Raw genomic sequence first — 23,656 nt, 5'->3', positions numbered from 1 at the left:
GAAAGAATACCTCTGAAAAACTAGTTTTCAAAGGACTGGCTTCGTCGGCCTACGGCCTCCTCTGCCAGTCCTTTGAAACATAAATTTAAACCTAGACACAGTTTAATGAACTATCCCAGTAGCGTAAAAAACTATGTTTTCTATGATCCCTATACGGTTTAAAAAAACTTGGTGTCCTTTGTGTTCTTGGTGGTGAAAAAAAATTTAATTCAACAAAATCAATCGATCTTAATCACAAATGTGATTTTGCCGGAAGAAAAATCCGCTGCGGCCCCACCCTGTTTTTTGAAATTGATCTGATTAACTACTTGTCTGTAGTAAGCCAAGACTTCATTGGAAACATTGTACTCTAAGGGCACTGCCTGAACAATCTTTCCAGCATCGTCCACAGTGATCTTAAACACGATCTTACCATTTCGGGTCGATACACGATCATTGATTGCAGGTTTGGAAGCGAAGTCCCATCCTGCTAAATCCAAAGAATAACCAGCTCCGGATGCAACTCCTTTTCCTGAACCTTCGCCCATAATTGCTCTTCCATCCACCGTACCTTTTGGATCTCCTGCATCACCTTTTTCTGTTGAAGTTCCTTGAGCGCCCCCAGAAGCTGGTTTTGTCCCTTTTCCGGAAGTTCCTCCGGCTCCAAAGATTGCCCGCTGATCCACTTTTGGTTTTTCAGGAGCTTTTTGAACGGTCTCTTCAGCTTCGGACTTTGCAGGAGTTGTTACAGTCTTGGCAGGCTCAGTTTTTACTGGTTCTGGCTTTTTAGTGTTTTCAGTAGCTTTTTCTTCACCTCTAATCGGGGAAGGCTTAGTGGTTACAGCTTGATTGACGGCTGGTTTTGAAGCTGTTTTTGGTTTCGCAGTTTCTGTTTTTGGACTTGGTGCAGGAGCGGCAGGCTTAGTCACTGCTTCAGCGATTTCACCTGGAGCTGCTGCCTCTGTCACTGGAGTTTGTACTTCGGAGGGTGCATTTGGACTGTTTCGATCTCCCGAACCAGTTGGGGTAAAACCTAAATTCAATTCCAAACCAAATGTCGGCAATGGAGGGATTTGCTCTTTCCAAACAACGATGAAGTAAAAAGCCAAAAGCAAAGCCACATTGAGGATAATGGTAATTATCCAGGACTTTTTCTTGCTTTCGCTCTCTATTTTATCTGAATCCCAATACTGCATTTTTTAGTATGGTTTTGTTGCTATGGAAACATTGGCTTCGAGTCCGGCGGCGATACCACCTATCTCGACTAAATACTCAACAGGCACTTCTTTATCAATATGAAGTACTACCTGACCTTTTTTACCGGTCAGCAAGGAAGTAAGCTCGGCTTTGATTTGTTCCCGAGAAACGATCTTGTCATTCACCGAATACTTAAAATCTTTAGTAATCGTCACCGTCACTTCCTGCATCACAATGTCTGAAGTCTCACTGGAAGGTAAATTTACCGGCAATCCTGATGGCGTGATAAAGGAGGAAGTAAGCATGAAGAAGATCAAAAGCAAGAAGATAATGTCCGTCATGGAGGACATGCTGAATGCTGGATCTACTTTGTTTTTGGCTTGAAGTCCCATCTTATTTATCTTGAAGTAAGTCGATAAATTCTATCGAAGAGTATTCCATATTGTGTACCAATTTGGAAACTTGAGCTACCAAATAATTGTAACCTAGGTAAGCTAAAATACCTACTACCAATCCTGCGGAAGTGGTGATCATCGCTTCGTAAATACCAGTGGAAAGCAATTTCGGAGAAACCATTCCCTCCTCTTGTGCTACTGCGATAAAGGCCTGAATCATACCTGTCACTGTACCCAAAAATCCAATCATTGGTGCGGCTCCTGATACAGTTGCCAGAAGATTTAGATTTTTTTCGAGTTTATAGATTTCGATTTTTCCTACATTCTCAATCGACACCTCAATGTTTTTCAAAGGCGAACCTATTCGTTCGATTCCTTTGGCGATCATATTTGCTACTGGGGTATTCTCACTTGCGCAGAGAATTCTTGCTTTTTCGGTGTTTCCACTTTGCACAAGCACCTTGACCTGATCCATCAAATGTGAAGAAGTTGTAGATGCTTTCTTTAAGGTCAGCAGCCGCTCAAAGAAGATGAAAATGGCAAGAATAAATAAAAGATAAAGCGGGATCATCATGTAGCCACCTTTAATTAAAAGGTCCAGCAAACCAATGCTTTCCGCTGTTGCGCCCATTGAAAGGCTATCTGCTGCTGATAAAGGATCAGCAGAGAGGGTTTGAAGTAGAATCATATTAGTATTTCAAAATCCATAAAGCTTCTGTGTAGTCACCTTTGATTCGTTCTAATTCTTCATTTGCTTTTGTAAAGCTTGAAAAAGAACCAATTGCTAAACGATAGTTTTTGACATCATCGTATGGCAGAATCAAATAAACAGTAGATGCTCTATTGCTGTATTGAGGATATTCTTCCATTGCCAGTCTTTCATTTGGCAAACTTCCAACCACAATAAAATAAGTAGGGCGATCTGCTTTTGCTTCGATCCGAACCAAAGTTCCTTTCTTCTTATAATCAATAGTTGTACCAGTTTGGGGCTTTTCCAAAGTTACTGGTGCGGAATTAGTAGAATCTACAATAGGGTCTTGATTTTCAACCTCTTGGATTCCTGTATTTGTATTATTATCTATGGGATTTTCTTCTACTACGGTCGCTATTTTATCGGTTCCTTCTGAGACCAGCTTTGGAGTTTCACTTTCATTAGATTGCATTTGCCAAATAATGACCATTATGATTCCTACTGCAATAGCTAAAACCACCCAAATCCAACTGGAAGAACTCTTTTTGGCAGTTTCTGATGGTTTATTTTGAATTGGTTTAGAGCTTTTTTGTTCGGCTACTGGAACAATTATTGGCTCTATAGGAACTTGATGTGTTACAATAGTTTCTAATTCTTCAGAAACATTGTGTTTTTCAGTTTCTTCAGGCTCCTTGCTTTCCACAGGAGCTCCGGATTTCAAAGGCGAGATCTCCACATAAGGGAGACCATAGTCTTTTGGATCGGACCAATTTTTTTCAGGATTGTCTTTTCTGCTCATTTGATATCTTGGAATCCTACGAAACTAACCGAATTGACTTGAAACCCCAACCACTATTTCAGAAACATTAGAATTTAAAGGAAGCTCCACCCACCAATTGAATACCTCGAACAGGATAATTAAGCCATCGGGTATTTTGTCCATTGAATAAATTATTGCCTTCGACAAAAACAGAAATCCGCTCTGTAATGCCATAATCTGCTTTCAGCTGCAGGTCTGCTATGGTTTTGAGTTTGATCACCTGATAGGTCTCTGGGCCTCCTATCTCAATACCCAAGGATTGTCCTCTTGCTTTGATTCCACCCATGAAATTTAAATTTGCCTGGACGATTAGCCGCTCTATCGGAGTCACCTGATTATTGACTCTAAATCCCCAAGTTGGTCTGTGCCAAGGCTCAGCCTGCTGATTCAGATCATATTGGTACAAGTCCAATCTAGATCCAAAGGAATAAACGTCAGAAAATTTGAACCCTAACTCTGCATTGATATTGAAAACAGCTACTTTATCATCATAAACCAGATTGAACCGTTCCTCATCTGAAAATCCTATGACTTTAATCCTATAATTATTGACAAAGAAATAGAGTTGATTGTATCGGCTCACGTCTACACCTGCGCGGTAATGGAATGACTCTTGAAACTGGCCTTCGATTCCAGCTTGAATTTTGTAATTATTGACCGTATTCAATAATTGATTTGTCGGACCCAGGAAAGGATTTTCCATCACAAAACTATAGTAGGTATTTCGGTTGACATCACCCGTGAAGGAACCGTAAAACCCAAACTCAGGAGCGAATTGATAAGAAGCTTTCAATAAAGGGAAGACTCTAAAATTGCTTGATTTATCAGCAATGGAATCATTTTCTGAAACTACATTCAGTCCCGCCATAAAGTTGAACTCTCCATAGTTATAAGAAACTGTGGGTTTGATTCCAAAATAGGTTCTGGTTTGAGCGTAGTTGAAGTCTTCTGGATTGGTACTGTAAAAGGCCAAATCCACTTTTCCGGACCAGTCATCATTTGCCCTAAATTTCCCACTTCCTTTTATTCCAAATTCATTTTCAACAGCCAGATAACTGTCTTTGAAATTTCTAAAACTGAGTTCTCCTTCGTAATAAAAAGGTCCTACTTTCTCGATTTCCCGAATTCCAGCTTTCAATTCTACGGTATTCAATACATTCCCGGGAATTTGGGTCAGATCAATATCCTTATTGGCAGCTAGTGTCGTATCAAAGCCATAAAATTGGTAAGAATCCTGCCTCCATTTCAAACCTCCATAGACTTCAAAAAGATCTGCAAAATAACTCCCATCAACTCCGAAGTTGGTATGCGACTCCTTGGATTGCTCCGCTAAAACAGGACCTTGCCCAAAGCTCTGATGATTGAGTTGAACAGAATAATTGAAATCTTCCACCTGAGTCCCCATGTATCTCACCTCCAAAAGTGGTGAAACAAAATTCCCGTAACCCGCACGAATGTATCCAGGATACAAGTCCAGTTTGGGTGCTTGATAATTTTTTTGAGCGGGCGTAGCGGCGAGCTGTAAAGGCTGAAGATTCAAATTATATCTTGAAACCATATAATTAAAATCAGCCAAACCCTTAGGCTGCGGAAGTACCGGGAGCTTCTCGAAAATCCTTGGTTGTGCCGGCAATGTCAATACACGGTCTTTACGAATCACAAACTCCTGATCTTGAACCTCACCTCTCGATTGAGTCTGAGCGGTAGACAACATTGGTAGTAATCCAAACGATCCGCCCAAAAGAATTGGAAATAGTAGCTTCTTCATGGATTATTTAATGTTTTGAAGTTTGGATTGTGCCATTGCTTTAATTTCTGCATTGGTAGATCGCTCTACGATTGATTCCAGTGTGGCTTTTGCCTGGAAGTCCTCCCCTGTTTTCAAATAATTATCCGAAAGCAAAAGAAACATTATCCCGTACCAATAATCGAAATCCACAAAAGGTCCTGAATAATCAAATATCGCATCATTCGATTTGGTGATATCGCCGCTTTCTTGATAGGCTAATGCTAAAAGGTAAAGCCCTTCCGCTCCTTGGACAGTCTTATACTCGTTTACCAAAGCCAAAAGCGTTGCTTCTGATTCAGGTTTTCGATTCATTTCCTTCTGTAATTTTGCCTTAGTCAAAATTGCATTGGGAGTAGATTCAGGGATAATTCCATCTAAAGTCAATAAGCGATCTGCCTGGGATATCGCCTCCATGAATTTCTTGGTTTGGAAATACGCGATCATCAAGCCTTGAACGGCTTCAGCTTCCTCCACTTTATTTCTTGCATTCTCCACCGAAGTCTGCAAGTATGGAATTGCCTGAGCAAAATTTCCATTTTCCAATTCAATGGCACCGATTCGTTGAATTGCCCGAATCCGCTGCGGGGAAGCCGGTTCTTTTTCCAAAAGTCTGAATTGTGATAGGGCTTGCTCCTTTTCTCCAAGTTGGAAATAGCTATCTCCCAAGAAATATAGCACATCTGATCGCTGTGAAGCATCAGGATAGCTTCTTAGGTAGTTTTCAAAAAGCCGTGTTGCCTGCGCATAGTTTTTATCAAAATAAGTCCCTTTTGCAGCTTCGTACTCCAAAGTTTGTACACTACCGCTGCTGGGATTGGCACCTTTGTAGTTTGACAAATAAGAAGCAAACTCAGCCGATCTTCCCTGCAAAGCCAAGGTTTCCTGAAGTCCCTTTAAGGCAGTTTCGGAATTTTCTGAATTTGGATATTGATCTAAGATGGTTTTGTAATCTGCGATGGTCTGATCGTAGCTTTGCAGTGAAAAATTAGCCACTGCCCGTCCTTCCAGTGCATACGGCACAAATGGGCTGTTTGGCTTAGTGCTGATCAAATCAGAAAAACTAACCGCAGCAGTTCGATATTGGGATTCCTCCATATTGATCTGACCACGCTGAAACAGTGCATCTTCGATGTATAGACTATTTGGGTATCTGGAGATCAAAACATCAAGCTGTCCCAGCGCTTGCTGGTTTTTCGATTGAAAATTTTGAACAACCGCCAATCGGTAGTACGCATAATCAATCCCTTTATTACTTTCATTAATCGCGCGTTGAAAAGCAGCCTCAGCTTCTGAGAATCTTTTCTGCACATAATAGCAATCTCCCAACCGGAGAAGCGCATCGTCATAATTCTCTTTATTTTCTCTGGTTCTGAGACGGTCGGTATAGGTTTTAAATTCCTGCTCCGCCTTGCCGTATTGCTGTGAATTAAAATAGGCATATCCTAAGCCATAGAGACTCTTGGTTAAATAGGCACTGGAAGTTTTTTTACCCATTTCAACCGCGGCATCATAGGATTTGATGGCCTGGGCCAGATTCCCTGATGAGGAATGAATTTCACCTTTCCAAAAATGTGTCTCCAAAGCTATACTTGGATCAATTGGATATTGAAGAGATTTGTCCAAATAGGCTAATGCCGGATTATACTTTTGATCTCGGTAATAAACAATTCCCTGATTAAATGCCACTTTCTGATAAGCTGCTCTGATTCGTGGAGATTTGGTAGAAAGCTTATCCATTTGCTCAATGGCTCGTAGGTAATCGTTAGTATTGACCAGCGCCTCGGATAGCAGGTTTTCTGCCTCTACTTTATTTTTCCCGGAAGGGTAAGTATCCAAATATTCATCTAGCGCTGAAATAGCTGACTGAAAACTACCTTTCTGCAGATTGACTTTGGCAAAGTTGAAAAGCGCATCTTCTTTGATTTGAGCATTAAAGTCAACTTTGGAAGCTGCGCTGAAACTAGTGGATGCAAACTGGAAATTCTCAACTTTCAAATAGGAATGCCCCAAGTAATAACTTGAAGCCTGTCCTAACTCATCTGTAGCTGAAGCCGATACTTTAAGATAATCCGTAGCACGCTGGTAGTTTTGGATTTCAAATTGAGCAATTCCTGCCTTGTAGATTTCTGGTCGTGAAAGCTCACCTTTTTTTGAATTGATAAACGCATCGTAATTCTTCGCTGAATTTTGGAAATCCTTCTTGGCATAATATGCTTCCGCCAAGTACAAATAGATGACTTCTTTTTTCTCCAGGTTTTGGCCAGAACTTACCAAAGGCTCAGCATAAGAGATTAATTGCTCATAGCTTCCCTGCTGATAATACATTGCCGCCAAGAGGTAAGGAACTTTATTGGCATAATAAGGAGAAGCCGCCGCCAACTGTAGATCTGAAATGGCTTTTTGGGTATTGCCATTTTCTAGCGCGATGAAGCCACTGTAGTAGTATGCATCCGCACTGATCGGCTGTTTCATCGTTTTGGCCTGATCAAAAAATGGAGCAGCTTGTCCGTAATTTTTTAGCTGAAAGTGAGCATAGCCCTGTTTGAATAGCACATCCGCTTGATTAGCTGGCGAAAGTTTGGTTGCGTCAACCAGCTGATATCCTTCCAGTGCTTCCTTATAATTTCTTTTGTAAAAAAAATGATCCCCGAGATATAAACCTGCCGTGGCTACAGAGGGATGATTTCCATTTTCCAGAATGTAACTCTTCATCAGACCGGGGCCATCAGGGCTTTCGAGCTGAAGTGCCGACATAGCTTGATGGAGATCGGCTGATTTGTATTGTTCTGAATTGATGTTTTGGTTGAGCAATCTGGAATTATCAAACAAACTCGCTGAAAAAAGATGTTTGTCAAAAAGCTCCAGATTATGATCCAGCGATTGCTGCGGACTGGTCTGATAAAGGGTAGACTGTGCAAAAGTCCCAGCACCAAGTCCAATGCTCAATAAGAGCAGTAAGGGGTATCTCATAGATTTAGCTCCATTTTTAGCCAATTGGAAGAGACTATCCCAGGTGGAAAAACCACCGAGCACAGCCACTATTATTATTCCAAAATGGCTGGATTCATAGTTTGGCTTAGGTAATCAATGTAAGATCTTGTAAACGAGCTCCCGGAGAATCTCGGCATGAGACATATCCCCAGAATCAACTCCTTTATAACGAAGATCGGCTTCTTTTATGTGTCCAAATACATCAATTACCTTGCCCAAATTGTAGTTTCTGGCAGCGATCACATATTCTTTTACCACAAAAGGAGGTAGTCCAAGCACACTTGCGAGCTGCTGATCACTGGCTCCCTTTTTCCGCTCTTGGTGTATGATCATGATTTTTGAAAAGTAATTATACATCAGTGAAAAAAGTGGGATTACTGGGTGTGCTTTGGAATTTAACCCAAAGTATTGGATGATCTTATTTGCTTTGAGTACATCTCGAAATCCAATGGCTTTCAAAAACTCAAAATTGTTATAGTCCTTATTAATCCCAATGTATTTGGAAATATCATCTGTGGTGAATCTGGTAGACTCCTTAAAATTGATCAGCATCTTCCCCACCTCATTGGCCAGGACTTCCAGATTATTCCCAATCGAATCCGCTAATAATTGTCCGGCACGTGGATCAATACTGTGTCCCAAATCTTTGAAGTAACCTTCGATCCATTTCAAAAGGTTGTAATCCGTGACTTTGTCCGACTTGACATGGATGGTCCGCTTTTCGATTTCTTTGCCTAAAGCTAAGCGACCATCAATTTTTTTATACTTATGAGCCAAAACCAAAATAGTACTGGGTAGTGGGTTGACCAAATAGCTAATCAGCAATTGCTGGGCTTCTTCTTTTCCCAGATCAAGAATACTTTGTGCTTCTTTGACAATAACTACCTGGCGCTCTGCCATCATGGGGAATTTCCGAGCATTATTGAGAATCGCTCCAACAGTCACATCTTTTCCATAAAGAATAATCTGATTAAAACTTTTCTCGTGCTCTGCAATCGCATGCTTCTCGATAAAGTCGGTAATCTGATCGATAAAGAAAGGTTCATCGCCGGATAAAAAGTAAATCGGAGCAAACTTTTTCTCTTTCAGGTCCTTAAGGACAGCTTGGGGTGTATGAGGCATGGAAATCTGGATTCTTCAGCCTTAAAGATAGCAAACCCAAACTTTCACCTGCAAAAAGCTACAGAAGATTATTTGTTAAACTATTCTGGGGTTAATTTTGTCTTGTAAATAAAAAATCAGTGATGAGTTTCGAGCAGGCAATAGAATTTTACAAAGCAGGAAAGTTTCAGGAGGCATTAACTCTTTTTAATGACTTGATCATCTCTAATCCCAATCAAGCCCAACTTCATTTGCATCGGGGAAGAGTTCTTTCAAGATTAGGGAAGACGGAATTAGCGATTTCTGATTTTGATTTAATAGTCGAATTAGAACCTTATAATACCGATTTTATCAGTGATCGAGCGGTAGTACTCCATTTGCTAAAGCGAAATGAAGAAGCACTATCAGAATTTGATCGGGCAGCTAATTTGGACCCTGGAAACCCTTATCGCTACAGCAGCAGGGCTTATTTCAAAGATCGGATTGGGGATTTGGAAGGTGCAATTTCGGATTATGATAAAGCCATCGAACTAGATCCCGAGGATGCCGTGGCTTATAATAATCGAGGGCTGGTCGAAGAGAAAGTTGGCTATCAAGCCCGAGCCAAAAAAAGCTTCAAAAAAGCAGATGATCTTGTAGGGTATAAAGCTCCTGAGCCTATGCCTTCAATTCCAAAAAAAGAAGTTGAAATCGAATCGACTGAAGAGGCTGAAAAGAAAATGACCTTTTCACATTTTGTCCAAATTCTAAAATCGGTTGCAAGCAATCCAAAAACTCAAAAAGAGTTTTCGACTTATCTGAAAAATCTTTTCTCGGGTAAGAAAAAGTAACCCTTTACAAGACGGCTACATTTCCTAATGAATTTAAGTGAAGTTATAAATCCAGATTCTTAGATAGAATTCACAATGAAGTATTATTACATATTTAGGATTAAAATGTCTTAATCACCCAAAGTGGCTTATTGATAAAATAGGCCATTTTTTTTGAGAGGTTGTTTGAAAAAATCTTATCGAAAAAACTCTTCTTTTTACTCAGTGTGATCAATATATCTCCCTTGGCCACATTCAAATAATTCTCCAATCCTAAAGCCAAATCATTACGAAAGGATTTCAATACAAAATTGACTTTATCGTATTTGATAAATGGCTGAATTTCCTCAATGGTAACAAGGTGAAGGGATTTATCAATTGCCTTCTGAGTAGAACTGATATGTACCATATCAATTTCCGAATCAAAGAAACGGGCCATTTCAACAATTTTCTGAATCGCCAACTTATCCTCCTCCATATAATCTGTTGCATAGACCAACTTTCTCGGAGGCTTAAAAAACACCCTTCTTGGCACCACAAGCACATCCCGGTCGGTAGACTCAACGATGCGACTGGCCCGTGAACCAATGATATTTTCACGAAGTTCATTCATACCTTCAGTCCCAATGACAATCAGATCAGCTTTGATTTCTTTGGAGAAGCTGACCGTTTCATTTACGATCTTTCCTTCTATAAAATGATAGCTACAGCTATTTAATCCCTTTTCAAGACTCTCTACCCGAACAGCTTTCTGGAGATTCTGAAGCTTCTCTTCTACAAATGCTCGTTGATTTATACCTAAATAATCCGAAGGAGAAAGCTTGGCATAATCTGTTTTATTGAGCACGTGAAACAATATCAAATCCGCCTTATATTTTTCACCAAGCTTTGCAGCATATTCGATCGCGTTCAGCGAACACTCGGAAAAATCAGTAGGACAAAGAATAGTGAAAGCAGTTTTCATATGATTATTATTTGATTTTCAATGGTCATATAGCCTGTCCAAAACTCGTTTCGGGAGAATCTCGCATTTCGGATAATTATTCCGGTGCTTACTGTTCTATCAGTATTTACCGTCCTAATCATGTTTGATTTCATATCATTTTAGTAACCTTTATTTCGATCTACGAGATTTAATAGCTCCCTGTTTGATTTAATCCGCTCAATGTTTTCGATTAGTTGAGGTGCAGCCGCCCGCGGATTGGTTACGCTTGCAATATGCGGAGTCATACTTATCCTAACTTCTTCCCAAAACGGATGATCCTTGGGCAATGGTTCTTCCCGGTACACATCCAACATAGCACCGGAAAGGTATCCCTTTTCGAATGCAGTAATCAGATCTTCGTCAATCAAATGCTTTCCTCTTGCCACATTAATAAGATAAGTTCCAGGATTACATTTTTTAAAAAGATCAAGATTGAGAATATTTTCTGTCTCCTTTGTTAGCGGAAGCAGACAAACCAACACATTGATTTCCTTGAGAAATTGATCCAATTGATTTTTCGAAAAATATGGATGTTTGAAATCCTCTTTTTCTGAAAATCCATATCCAAAAACAGGAATATCCATCATTGAGAGCTTTTCCAGTACATCTGAGCCCAATGCTCCAACTCCCATCAATCCTACTTTGACCTCAATCTCAGGATTACTCATATCCCAAACTTTCCGCTTTTGGTCCGCCTGATATCGTGTAATCTGACGATGAAAATTCAATACAGCCATTATCACATAATTAGTCATAGACCAAGTCAATTTCTCATCTACGATCCTCACAATAGGAATATCCTTAGAAATCGATTTGTCACGAAGGATATGATCCACACCAGCTCCCATGGAACTGATTAATTTAAGATTGGGAAAACTGGAAAGTAAGCCTTCAGGATGTTGCCACAGAAAAGCAACTTCCACTTTTTCAGGATCTGATATGTCGGGATAGACCTGAATCTTCAAATCTGGATTCAATTGATTAATTACTTTAATCCAAGCATTAGGATTCTTGCCAGGACTGATTATCGCTAAACTCATGTTATTATAAAAATATATTTAGAATCAAAGTTGAATGAAAAATCAGGATTTCACTTCTATCCTTTGATTAAAAAAGCCAATTTCTACTGTAAAAATGCATTAAAATATCCCAAATTGCAGGCGATTTTGAAATAATCTTCATTATCTAAAAATTAACAATTAATTCAAACAGCATATTTATCTATCAAATGAAACAAAAATCAGGATTTCTAATTTTGGCTTTTCTTATTTTTGGAATGGCCGCATTCGCGCAGCAAATCCAAATGCCACAAGCCTCACCATCAGCTAAAATCGCACAGAAAGTGGGTCTGACGGATGTCACAGTGGACTACAGCAGACCAAGTACAAAAGGAAGAAAAATCTTTGGGGAGCTAGTACCCTTTGGTCAAGTATGGAGAACAGGTGCCAATGGAGCAACAGTTCTGACCTTTTCCACAGATGTGATAATCGATGGAAAAAATGTACCGGCAGGTCAATATGCTTTATATGCTATTCCTGAAAAATCAGAATGGACTATTATCTTATCCAAAAACACAAAACTTTGGGGAGCGATTGGTTACAATGCTGAAGAAGACTTGATGCGTTTCAAAGCCACTCCTGCGAAACTGAGCAGAAAGTATGAGACCATGGAAATCACTTTCGCAGATATGACCGATACGGGTGCAGATCTTTCGATCAAGTGGGAAAATACTCGGGTAAATTTCCGTATCGAAACAGATGTAGATCCGATCGTGATGGCACAAATCAAAGAATTGGTCATTGATGCAGAAACAGACAACCCAGGTTTACTATACTCCGCTGCCAATTACTACTACACTAATCAGAAGGACATGCAACAAGCTTATCGTTGGATTAGTCAATCCGTGGAAAGTGACAGTAAATATTGGACCATGCATTTGAAAGCTAAAATTGAAGCTACTCTTGGAATGAAGTCAGAAGCAATTGAATCTGCAAACCAATCTATGAAAATGGCTAAAGAAGCAGGCAATCCAGACTATATCGGCTTGAATGAGCGTTTAATAAAATCGTTGAAATAATCTTATTTGATATCCCAATTGTGTATTTGAAGATTTACTGCATAATCGGGTTTTAATTTTGATCAAAAAAGGTCTGTGCAAGCACAGACCTTTTTTGATTTACAATGGAGAAGTCGCGTAAATGAGGCAGATGATTTATTTTGAATCCTAGTTAGGATATTTATTTCTCAATCTTTTCCCCAGATTATTTAATATTCAACTTCTGAATAACCATCCCTATCAGCATCACAGCAATACATCCAATCGCATTATACCAGAGAAATCCTATATCCCAAACAAAGCCAAAAAGCCCAATTCCATTTCTAAAATGAATAAATAGAATTAAGACCTCGGAAAGTAAAGCTGCAATGAAAACAGCTCTACCTTTTACCCATTTTATAAAAAATCCAACCATAAAAATCCCCAATATTGTACCGTAAAATAGGGATCCGAGAAGATTTACAGCTTGAATAAGGTTTTCGAAAAGCGAAGCATATGTCGCAAAGAGAATTGCCCCAAGTCCCCAGAATGCAGTAAATAATTTTGAGGAAAGCAAATAATGATGATCATTCCCATCTTTTTTGATGGATCGTTTATATAAATCCACAGTAGTAGTTGAGCCCAAGGCATTCAACTCAGAGGCGGTAGAAGACATCGCCGCTGAAAAAATCACGGCAAACAATAATCCGATGATTCCCTCTGGAAGGTTATCCATCACAAAACGCATAAAAACGTAATCTGTATCTCGGGTTTCTGCGACGGGATCGTTTGCCACAATCAGTGATTTCACTTCGTCACGGATTTCATTTTGCTCAGACTTCAGGGATTTAATTTGTTCTTGCAACCTAGATTCTCTTGATTCATCTTTTTCATCTATGGCATCCAAAAGCTCCAAATAGGAATTTTTACTTGATTCAAAATTCGCTTCGTATTTCTTTTCTAAGTCTTCAAATTCACCTGCATATTCACTTTGGCGTAAATTATCTGTCTGCACTTTATTGAATACCACAGGAGGTAAAAAGAACTGGTAAAACACAAAGACCATCACTCCGATAAATAGGATCACAAACTGCATGGGGATTTTCAGAAATCCATTCATAATCAATCCCATCCGACTTTGTGCGAGCGTCTGACCAGAGAGGTAGCGCTGTACTTGGCTTTGATCAGTACCGAAATAAGAAAGAAACAAAAATACTGCAGCTGTCATTCCTGACCAGACATTGTATCGGTCGGCGAGGTCAAACTCAAAATTCACGATGTTGAGTTTATCCATTTTCCCTGCTACGTGGAGTGCCTCCTGAAAAGAGATCGGAAGCATTTGGATCACAATAATCCCAGCTAGAATCATCCCTCCCATCATCACTGCCATTTGTTGCTTTTGCGTAATCGAAACAGCCTCGGTACCCCCGGAAACGGTGTAAATAATTACTACGGCTCCTATGACAATATTCGTCAGTGTGAGATTCCATCCCAATAATGTAGATAGAATAATAGCTGGCGCATAAATCGTAATCCCAGCCGCTAGGCCTCGCTGAGTGATAAAAAGTAATGCCGCCAGTGTTCGTGTTTTTAGATCAAATCGATTTTCGAGAAACTCGTACGCGGTGTAAACCTTGAGCTTATAGTAAATCGGAATAAAACTGACTGAAATGATAATCATTGCCAAGGGCAGTCCAAAATAGAACTGAATGAATCGCATTCCATCCTCATAGGCTTGACCAGGGGTACTCAAAAAAGTAATAGCGGAGGCTTGGGTCGCCATGATAGACAAACCGATCGTCCACCAATTCATTGAGTTTTTTCCCCGGAGATAAGAATCTAGATCTTTCGGCCCGTAAGTCTTATATACTCCATAAGCCGCAATAGTAATGAGTGTACCAAATAGTACAATCCAATCTAAATTGCTCATGAATACGCTACTTTAAGCCAATAAAACAAGGTAATCAAAATGACCAAAGTCAGTAATAAACCTATATAGAAATACTTCCAGCGAATTTGTTTTTCCTCCATGATTATTGCTCAATCAGATTGATGAATAATTTAATCGCTCCGGGAACTCCTGCCGGTAATTGCCTGAAAAATGAAATTCCTGTATAGGTATAAGTGCCTTCACCGTATTTGGCATAAATCAGCGCACCATTGCTAGGATCTTCTTCAGGATCATTCATGGTAAATGGAGTTTGATATTTCTCATCCATTTGCCCTACAAAGTATAGCCCTCGCTCCTGAACCCATCCTTCATAATCCGACTCTTCAATCTTATTAGGAGTAGTCAGAACCGGAGAATCCCAATTAGATTTGATTGGAGCTTCTTGCACGGCTACTCTGGTTCTACTGAGCGTAAATGGATAAGGTCCAAGTTGATTCGTAAGCAAAGGTGAACTGGTATTGTATTGAACCACCAGATTACCTCCTGACCTTACATAACCCATCAGTACTTGCTGGTTGGAAGCTAATGTTTCATTCGTATTGTAGGCGCGAATACCTACCACAATAGCTTTGTATTGACTGAGCTTTTCTACAGAATAGTCCGCTTCCCCAATCTCCTCTACCTGATAACCTAGCGAAGTCAAAACCCCTGGAATATCGTCACCAGCGCCTGGAATATAACCCACTTTCGCTCCTGAAACTTTCCAATCCTCCTGGATCAGACGAATCTTAGCAGGCTGGAAATAGGTTAAATTTGGAATGTGCTTGTATAGAATTCTATTGGTGATTTGATCAAAAGTTTTTCCTTGGCTTGTCACATATCGAGCGGTGATTTCTTTTACTCCATTTCCATTGGGAACAAACTCTACCTCATATACTCGCTCTTTCAGAAACGCATTATCCGTAATCGTCAGAATCTTATATTTATCTGCTGGAAGATTTATAAAATCCAGTCCCCCATCGATAAGTTGGTTTTTGAAATGAACTGTCACTTTCAACTTTGGATCTGATCCTGGAATAAGAAAAACAGTCTCTTTGGATAGTGTCAAATCGACTTCAGGTACGATTGTAAATGGTTGTTTAATCTCTCCATCAACCTGATCGTTGTATTTAAAGACAAGGGGAATTGCTGTTTTGAATTCCTGTCCATCAATCTTAAAATTCAAATCTCCTCCAATTTCCAAATCATTGAATGGCTTGCCGATCATCGTTTGATCTCGCACATCATAGATGGCCTCTTCACTGGGATTAACTAACCAATACGGCTGCGATAAGGGAGTAGATTCAGCTAATTGAAATTCAACAGGAATCTGAATAGGTTCATTATTCGAGGCCGCCTTGTTTGAAGCGGTGTAATAGGTATCATAAAGCTGAAGCGAAATATCCGTCAGCAAAACAGGGGAAGGGTTATTTACCAGCAGGGTTGCATTTATTTGTTCCCCCGAAAATCCTAGCTCTTGCTTGGTTACAAATTCTATTTCCAACCCTAACACTTCATAAATCAACTCGTCGATTTTCTGTATTTTTTCAATAATCCAGACAGCTTTGGAATTGAGTGATAAAAGTTCAGATCTGATCTGCATCAGCGATTTCAGATTAATTACTGGGTTTATAAAATTGAATTTTTCAATTAAACTTTGAATCATTGCTTCAATTTCCTTCCCACCTTCTACTTCCGACCATCGATCTTTTACTCCATCAAAGGCAGAATTTTGAAACGGCTCTCCTTTAATAAATTGAATATGATCCACTGCTGCACCGATTCCGGCCGTAGCTCCAAATCCCTGTGACTTATGCATCGTACGGCTATCCGCAGCAATTTGACTATAAGTTTCACCCAAAAGCGGATTGAATTCACCGGTTTCAAAAACGTCATAAACTTCATCAGGATCTTCCTTAAACTCACCTCCGAAATTGTACGAATTCCAAAAAATCCGCTTTGGCTGCCAGGTATTGACATTGTTCAATTGATCTGGAAAAGCTTTAGGGTCTCCCGCCAAATCAAAGGCCTCTCCCGCTAAAATCGCTGAAGTTGTGTGATGCCCGTGAGTTACGCCTGGAATTGTATTGAATCTGGTAATAATAATATCTGGCTGAAACTTCCGAATCACCCAAACCACATCACTCAATACTTTTTCCCTGTCCCAGTTTTGTAGTGTTTCATCAGGGTTTTTGGAATAGCCAAAATCCTTCGCACGGGTAAAATACTGCCTACCGCCATCGGTTTCCCTGGCTTTAAGTAATTCCTGAGTACGGATTTGACCCAAACCGATTCCCAATTCTTTTCCAATTAGATTTTGCCCCCCATCACCTCGCGTAAGGCTCAAATAGGCTACTTCGCTATGAAGGCCATTTGAGAGGTAAGCAATTAATCTGGTATTTTCGTCATCTGGGTGTGCCGCGACATATAGAACCCTCTTCGTCTCTTGAAGTCTCAAAAGCTTGTGATAAAGCTCCGAAGAAGGAATAGATTGGCTGAATGAAAAGAAGTTTACTAAGAGAAAGCAGCCTGTAAGAAAGCTTAGAAATTTAATATTTTTAGTCATAAATGGGCCAAAATTAAGAGGCAAGCTAGGATTTGCATCCAGTAAAAAAAAATATAATTTGATTAATGGATTACTTACCTTTTTGAGGTAGTGTATTTTACTTTTCCAGGGATGGTATAGCCTAGAGTAAATTCAAAAAAATCCGCCTTTGCTTTATGTGCTTTTATTTGGAGGCCAGCAGAAAACTGATCCATAAACCGATATCGGAATCCTATTCGCTCATAAAAGCCGGAAACCTCTTGGTTGGCTTCATTACGATAAAGATAAATACCCACCCCCATTGGCATAAATAGCTTATCAGTCAATTTCCATTCTCCTGAAGCAACGATAGCAACTGAAGTTTTGTCCTTGAAGTTGAAATCACCTTCTGGAAAACGGTCGGCCATGCCAGATGCATAAAAAAGGTCTGTACCAAGTCCTATTCTGAATTTATAATTAAGTTCCCATAAATAATTGAAACCTAATCCCCCCCTGAAATAGGCTGATTTTCCGATATCGTAATTTTTAAAACCAGTATATAGTGCAAAATTCCAAAATCCTCTTTTTTCCAGATCCGGATAAAATGGTGTCTCCGATGGGATTTTTTGGATTTCACCAAAATTAGTTCGGATACCAATGGCTACCGGAGCTAGATTAATCCCGGCATTTGGTTTTTTCGTAGAACCATTTGAATAATGCTTTAATCCGCCTGAGGCAAAGAATTGCACTCGATCACTTATGCGATAATCCGCCTTAATTCCAAAATGGATAAATGCATTCAGGTTAGACCCTATGTATTGATTTAGTGGATTGGAAATTGAATCGTATGGATTCAGATTATATCCAATTCCGATTTGTAAAAAATATCCCATTTGAAATTTCTTCTGGTTTCCTTTGTGGGAAAAAGGTATTTCAAAAAAGCCGTAAAAAGCTTGAGAGCGGCCAATTTCAGGGAAATAATAAACTGAGGAAGTAAACCCCAATCCAAAGGTGGGATAACGATGAAGATGATTTACGTAATTATTAGAGAGGTTTCTCCATCCCAAACGGACATCAATTCCTCGGTAAGCTACACTATTCTTAATCTCGTCTGCCCAAACTTTACCATTACTAATCAAAGGGCCTGTTTCGAAGGAAACACTAAGTGATTTTTGAAATTTCGCCTGTGCATTTGCATTTAAACTGAGGCATGCTAAAAAAAGAGATATAATAAAACAAACTCTACAGCGATACATGGATTACTTTCTAGGTTCTTGTAAAAATAGAAAAAGCTAAGAAGAAGACTTAATAATTAAACATAAAATGGGTGTAAAATAAAGAAAGCCGCTTCATAAGCGGCTTTCTTTATTTATTAAAAATGAAGATTACTCTCCGTCTTCCATCCAGTTTGGACCTTTAAGTTCAATAAGTTTCTTGTTATATTTTTCAGCTTCTGCCGTATTTTTCAAACGTGTATTGATCTGGAAAAGGATAGCCATGATTTCAGTATTGTCAGGTCTAATTTCCAATGCCTTCTCAAAATACTTTATAGCTTCTTTATAATTTTCATCTGCTTTCTTTCCAACTATAGGCGATTGTACTTCCCATTCAGCATCTGAAAGATCGTTCAACGTGTTTAGCAACTTAACTGACTCTTCCAATAAAAGCACTCCTGTGAAATAATTTCCTTCGAAATAATCCGGATCAACTTCAACTGCTTTTTTGTAGTCAGCCAAACCGCCCTCGATGTCTCCAGACTGCTCTTTCAAATAACCTGATCTCAAAAGAATTGAGGCATTGTTAGGATCGTTCTTCAAAGCTTCCTGAATTTGAGCCATCGCCTCATCCATTTTATTCAATTGAAGTAATAATTGAATTTCATATTCTGCAAGAATTTTGTCTTCAGGATAATCTTTTCTACCAGCCATTATAGTTTCATAAGCTGCTTCTGGATCTTTATCCTGTCCACTTTGGATTTGCACCAGAGAATAGTAAGCATTAAGCTTATTATATCCATCAATATCAAGAAGGTATTTGTAGTGACGCTTCGCTTCCTCATACATTCCTAAATCATTGGCCAAATAGCCTGCATTATAATGAATTGTTGTATCTGTCAAATCAACTTCTCCAGCAAGATCAAAAAAGCTATAAGCCATTTCAAGATCATTCTCATTGTATCGATCTATCGCTTTATCAAAAGCGGTATTTTTCAAAGTTTCGATAGAGTATGGTCTCAAGTTATCAGGAACGCCAATCAGGTCGGCTTCATAAACTTCTTCGCCTACTCCAGATGTTTTATCGGATCCTGCCATTTCAAATGCTTCCAAATAAGTTCCTAGAGCAGCTTTTCCCACTTCAAGAGTTTTCTCAGTATTCGTGGAATCAGAGCCAAACATCTTGGTTTGGATTTTTGCTTTCAAAAGGTAAGTTGCAGGGTCTGAACTTGTCTCAGGATCAGCAGTTGCTGCTTCAATATCGCTCATAGCAGCGGCCAAGTCTCCTGATTTGAAGTTCTTCTCAGCAGATCGAACCACTTTTTTTTGTCCAAAAGCCAGAGTCGTTGCACCGATCAAGGCCATTGATAGAATTAGCTTCTTCATTTTTTAGATTTATCTTTTTTGGTTATTCGTTTGTTTCTATTGGTTGGTCATCTGAAGATTCAGTACTTTCCTCGCTGTTTTGATCTATGATCTCTTCATCGATAACTTCTTCCTCCTCTTCCTTGGATATTTTTGCTACTGATGATATCTCATCATTTTCTCCAATTTTAATAAGTCGAACTCCTTGTGTTGCTCTACCCATCACACGAAGGGTATCTACAGCCATTCTGATTGTGATTCCTGACTTATTGATGATCATCAAATCGTCTGAATCAATCACTTCTTTAATTGCTACAAGTTTACCGGTCTTCTCAGTGACACTCATTGCTTTTACACCTTTCCCTCCTCTGTTGGTGATTCGATATTCATCGAGGTTGGAACGCTTACCATATCCTTTTTCTGATACTACTAGTAGGGTTGCATTTTCTTCAGATGCACATACCATGCCAATCACATAGTCGTTATCATCATTTAACTTAATTGCTTTTACACCAGTTGCAGTTCTTCCCATCGGCCTTACAGCAGATTCATGGAAGTGGATCGCTCTACCGGATTTAGCTGCTATAACAATATGCTGATCCCCATTTGTCATACTGACGTTAACTAACTGATCATCTTCACGAATATTCAATGCGATGATACCATTGGTTCGAGGCCTACTATATTGCTCAAGCGTAGTCTTTTTGATAATTCCCTGCTTAGTAACCATTACCAAGAAGTGATTATTCAAATAGTCCACATCATTGAAATTTTCTACCTGAATAATTGCCCTGATTCGGTCTTCCTGCTCTATACTAATCAGGTTTTGAATTGGTCTTCCTTTGGAAGTTTTTCCTCCTTCTGGAATTGCATAAGTTTTCAGCCAGAATAATTTGCCCTTATCTGTGAAAATTAAAAGGTAATTGTGAGTAGAAGCAGTAAATAAATACTCAGTAAAATCATCTTGCTTGGTACTTACTCCTTTCGAACCAACTCCTCCTCTACCTTGAGTTTTGTATTCAGTTAAAGCTGTACGCTTCACATATCCTTCGTTAGAAACGGTAATTACCACCTCTTCATTTGGAATCATATCCTCGTAGCTGAAATCTTCTGCATTATGCTCGATTTCAGTTCTTCGATCATCTGCGTACCGATCTCTCATTTCGGTGAGTTCAGTCTTAATGATCTCCATTCGTTTCTCTTCGCTTGCCAGAATTTCTTTCAATTCGTCGATTAAAGCCATTATTTCTTTAAACTCCTGAATGATTTTGTCACGCTCCATTCCAGTCAATCGCTGTAATCTCATGTCGAGAATCGCTCTTGCTTGGATTTCGCTAAGTTCAAATCGCTCAATCAATCCGTTTCTGGCAGTTTCTGGATCAGCAGAACTTCTGATTAAAGAAATTACCTCGTCCAAATGATCTAATGCAATCAGATACCCCTGTAAAATATGAGCTCTCTTTTCAGCTTCCTTCAGTTCATATTCAGTCCTTCGGACAACCACCTCATGTCTATGGCTGACGTAGTGAACAATCAGATCCTTTAGGTTGAGTGTATAAGGTCTGCCTTTTACCAAAGCTACATTATTCACTGAGAAAGAAGTTTGAAGGGCAGTATGCTTATAAAGGTTATTCAGAACCACACTTGATATTGCATCACGCTTCAGTTCATAAACCACTCGCATTCCCGATCGATCCGATTCGTCACGAATAGCGGAAATTCCTTCTATCTTTTTTTCATTAATCAACTGCGCAGTCTTTTCGACCATGTTGGCTTTGTTGACCATGTATGGAATTTCAGTGATAACAATCATCTCCTTATTTCCACCATCTTTGGTTTCGATGTTTGCTTTTCCTCGAATGACAACTCTACCGCGACCAGTTTCGAAAGCAGCTTTTACACCATTATAACCATATATGATACCACCTGTTGGGAAATCTGGAGCGACGATATGTTCCATCAACTCTGGGATGGTAATATCTCTATTTTCTATATAGGCTATGATTCCATTAATTACCTCACCAAGATTATGGGGAGCCATGTTAGTAGCCATTCCTACTGCGATACCAGAAGCTCCATTCAAGAGTAAAGCAGGCACTTTAGCTGGTAAAACTACTGGCTCTTTTAAAGAGTCATCAAAATTAAATTGGAAATCAACAGTTTCTTTATTGATATCAACCAAAAGCTCTTCAGCAATTCGCTTTAGTCTGGCTTCGGTATAACGCATCGCTGCAGGATTATCTCCATCGACTGATCCAAAGTTACCCTGCCCATCCACCAAAGGATACCTGAGTGACCATGGCTGCGCCATACGAACCATCGTGTCGTAAACGGCCGAGTCACCATGTGGGTGATACTTACCAAGAACTTCACCGACTATTCTGGCCGACTTTTTATAGGGTTTGTTATGTAATACTCCCAATTCTTGCATTCCAAATAGGATTCTGCGGTGAACTGGTTTGAGTCCGTCTCGGACATCCGGAAGCGCTCTTGAAACAATAACCGACATCGAATAATCGATGTAGGCTCCACGCATTTCGTCTTCAATATTGATTGGAATAATATTCTCGTTTTCTCCTTGAGCCATATAATGCTATTCACGGGGATGATTAAGGCTGCAAGATAGTAAAAACAGACTGGTTTTGAAAAGAGAATCAAATCACTAAAAACGGATTGAAGATCTTAATACCATTGGCCGATTTTTCGATTCTGAAGTCGGAAAATTGAACTTCCTCTCACCTCTATCCCATTATGGGAATGTTTCATCACTACCCCACAGCCGGCAATCTTGCATCGCTTAGTGCCAGGCATACGAATAGCAAACCCAACTTGCATAGCGTAGAGCGTCTGGTCAACGTTTTGAAATTCAGAGAAGTCGGATGCGGCATAGGTGAATTTCCTAAACTCAGCTCCTCCTTTTATAAAAAGCTTAGTATACTCTGAAAAATCCCTTTCAATCCGCAAAGCCAATCCATAGTATGGCTCATCCGCCACAGCTAACCTTGGAGTGTATGGGGCTTGATTGGGAATATCTAAAGCAGGATCGTATGAATTTTTTAAGTTTAATTGACCAAATTCTCCTTCCAAAATAAATCTCCAAGGGTAAATTTGTTTTGCTCGTTGCTTCATTTCTGACTGCATATAAAAATTCGAAGACGCATATCTTCTATACTTCCACTTTAAAAAACTTCTTCTTCGATTAGCATCATAAAGCACTAAACCAACCGTCCCATAAAGTTTGCTTATTTGATATGAACTACCCTCAAAAGGAAATTCAAAATCCCCTCCAGTCATATTTTGATAATTTCCCCACTCTTGTCCATAACCTCCACCTATAGTTAATAGATTAAAAAGATTGATTCTAACACCTGCATTGAAAAGTGGAAACGTCCAATCTTCACCTTTCATTTTCAAGGGACTTTCCTCAGTAATTTCCAAAGGAGTATCAAAATTCTGAATTTGATTCAATGGATAAAGTGATGGGTTTTCTGAGTAAAAACTTGTTCCAAATTGATGATAACCTGCTCCAGTGGAAAGCTCAATCGCAAACATCTCCACTATATTTCGAGCTGCATTTCCTATTCCAGATTCGCTTTTTGGATTCTTCGCTTTATTAGAGATTCCAAAAATATCTTCCTCTTGAGCCTGAGCTACCAAAATGATAAATAAAAAAAGAACACTGGTGTATATTTTTTTAGCAGTCATATTTTTCTATATGTATATCCGCAAAGATGCCAGTAGCCAAATAAGTTAGAAGTGACAGCCAGTGACAATCGCTTTCTTGCGATCTTAACGGGTACTAAATTAGGTCAAAATAAACGGTTTTGACCA

Annotated in this window: 17 protein-coding genes; 2 read left to right on the top strand and 15 right to left on the bottom strand. The window is 39.4% G+C overall.

What is annotated here, in order from left to right; translation table 11 throughout:
• Positions 1–218 precede the first annotated feature (218 nt).
• The 7 genes from P8O16_RS11540 to holA form a co-directional block, all read right to left on the bottom strand.
• Positions 219–1,175: an energy transducer TonB gene (locus tag P8O16_RS11540; RefSeq protein ID WP_300314861.1), complete on the bottom strand. Its 957-nt coding sequence runs from the start codon at positions 1,173–1,175 to the stop codon at positions 219–221.
• Between the two features lie 3 nt (positions 1,176–1,178).
• A complete protein-coding gene (locus P8O16_RS11535; RefSeq protein ID WP_075351027.1) occupies positions 1,179–1,568 on the bottom strand; it encodes a biopolymer transporter ExbD in 390 nt (129 codons plus the stop codon).
• Position 1,569: 1 nt separating this feature from the next.
• On the bottom strand, positions 1,570–2,259 hold the full coding sequence (locus P8O16_RS11530) for a MotA/TolQ/ExbB proton channel family protein (protein WP_075351028.1): 690 nt from the start codon (positions 2,257–2,259) through the stop codon (positions 1,570–1,572).
• Between the two features lies 1 nt (position 2,260).
• The gene (locus P8O16_RS11525) at positions 2,261–3,061 is read right to left on the bottom strand and encodes an SPOR domain-containing protein (RefSeq protein WP_300314854.1); all 801 of its coding nucleotides are present in this window, start codon (positions 3,059–3,061) and stop codon (positions 2,261–2,263) included.
• A gap of 67 nt (positions 3,062–3,128) precedes the next feature.
• Positions 3,129–4,850, bottom strand: a complete 1,722-nt coding sequence (locus tag P8O16_RS11520) for a TonB-dependent receptor (RefSeq protein WP_300314851.1) — start codon at positions 4,848–4,850, stop codon at positions 3,129–3,131.
• 3 nt (positions 4,851–4,853) lie between these two features.
• Positions 4,854–7,841, bottom strand: coding sequence for a tetratricopeptide repeat protein (locus tag P8O16_RS11515; protein WP_300314848.1), 2,988 nt, complete (start codon positions 7,839–7,841; stop codon positions 4,854–4,856).
• Positions 7,842–7,955: 114 nt separating this feature from the next.
• Entirely contained in the window at positions 7,956–8,984 is a 1,029-nt protein-coding gene (gene holA, locus P8O16_RS11510; protein ID WP_300314846.1) for a DNA polymerase III subunit delta, read from the bottom strand.
• Positions 8,985–9,106: 122 nt separating this feature from the next.
• Between holA and P8O16_RS11505 the strand changes: the two genes are divergently transcribed.
• Entirely contained in the window at positions 9,107–9,793 is a 687-nt protein-coding gene (locus tag P8O16_RS11505) for a tetratricopeptide repeat protein (protein ID WP_300314845.1), read from the top strand.
• Between the two features lie 100 nt (positions 9,794–9,893).
• Here the strand turns inward: P8O16_RS11505 and P8O16_RS11500 are convergent, their stop codons facing one another.
• Both P8O16_RS11500 and P8O16_RS11495 read right to left on the bottom strand, forming a co-directional pair.
• The gene (locus P8O16_RS11500; RefSeq protein WP_300314842.1) at positions 9,894–10,736 is read right to left on the bottom strand and encodes a universal stress protein; all 843 of its coding nucleotides are present in this window, start codon (positions 10,734–10,736) and stop codon (positions 9,894–9,896) included.
• 140 nt (positions 10,737–10,876) lie between these two features.
• Complete coding sequence (locus P8O16_RS11495; protein ID WP_300314839.1) at positions 10,877–11,797, bottom strand: glyoxylate/hydroxypyruvate reductase A; 921 nt, start codon at positions 11,795–11,797, stop codon at positions 10,877–10,879.
• Between the two features lie 188 nt (positions 11,798–11,985).
• On the opposite strand from P8O16_RS11495, the gene P8O16_RS11490 reads away from it, so the two are divergent.
• Entirely contained in the window at positions 11,986–12,834 is an 849-nt protein-coding gene (locus tag P8O16_RS11490; protein WP_300314836.1) for a DUF2911 domain-containing protein, read from the top strand.
• A 184-nt stretch (positions 12,835–13,018) separates the two neighbouring features.
• On the opposite strand, the gene P8O16_RS11485 is transcribed toward P8O16_RS11490, so the two are convergent.
• From P8O16_RS11485 to P8O16_RS11460, 6 genes are all read right to left on the bottom strand, one after another.
• Positions 13,019–14,722: a sodium:solute symporter gene (locus P8O16_RS11485; RefSeq protein ID WP_300314834.1), complete on the bottom strand. Its 1,704-nt coding sequence runs from the start codon at positions 14,720–14,722 to the stop codon at positions 13,019–13,021.
• Positions 14,723–14,825: 103 nt separating this feature from the next.
• Positions 14,826–17,288 (bottom strand): PIG-L family deacetylase, encoded by a 2,463-nt coding sequence (locus P8O16_RS11480; RefSeq protein ID WP_300314832.1) that lies wholly within the window; start codon positions 17,286–17,288, stop codon positions 14,826–14,828.
• Between the two features lie 74 nt (positions 17,289–17,362).
• Positions 17,363–18,502 (bottom strand): acyloxyacyl hydrolase, encoded by a 1,140-nt coding sequence (locus P8O16_RS11475; protein ID WP_300314828.1) that lies wholly within the window; start codon positions 18,500–18,502, stop codon positions 17,363–17,365.
• 129 nt (positions 18,503–18,631) lie between these two features.
• Complete coding sequence (locus P8O16_RS11470) at positions 18,632–19,846, bottom strand: tetratricopeptide repeat protein (RefSeq protein ID WP_300314825.1); 1,215 nt, start codon at positions 19,844–19,846, stop codon at positions 18,632–18,634.
• A 22-nt stretch (positions 19,847–19,868) separates the two neighbouring features.
• The gene (gyrA, locus tag P8O16_RS11465) at positions 19,869–22,412 is read right to left on the bottom strand and encodes a DNA gyrase subunit A (RefSeq protein WP_300314822.1); all 2,544 of its coding nucleotides are present in this window, start codon (positions 22,410–22,412) and stop codon (positions 19,869–19,871) included.
• Between the two features lie 95 nt (positions 22,413–22,507).
• Positions 22,508–23,530, bottom strand: coding sequence for a hypothetical protein (locus P8O16_RS11460; protein ID WP_300314819.1), 1,023 nt, complete (start codon positions 23,528–23,530; stop codon positions 22,508–22,510).
• Between the last annotated feature and the right edge of the window lie 126 nt (positions 23,531–23,656).

Source organism: Algoriphagus sp. (assembly GCF_029254265.1).
GTDB lineage: Bacteria > Bacteroidota > Bacteroidia > Cytophagales > Cyclobacteriaceae > Algoriphagus.
Note: the sequence above shows the minus strand (reverse complement) of the source record. Positions and strands in the feature narration are given on the sequence as shown.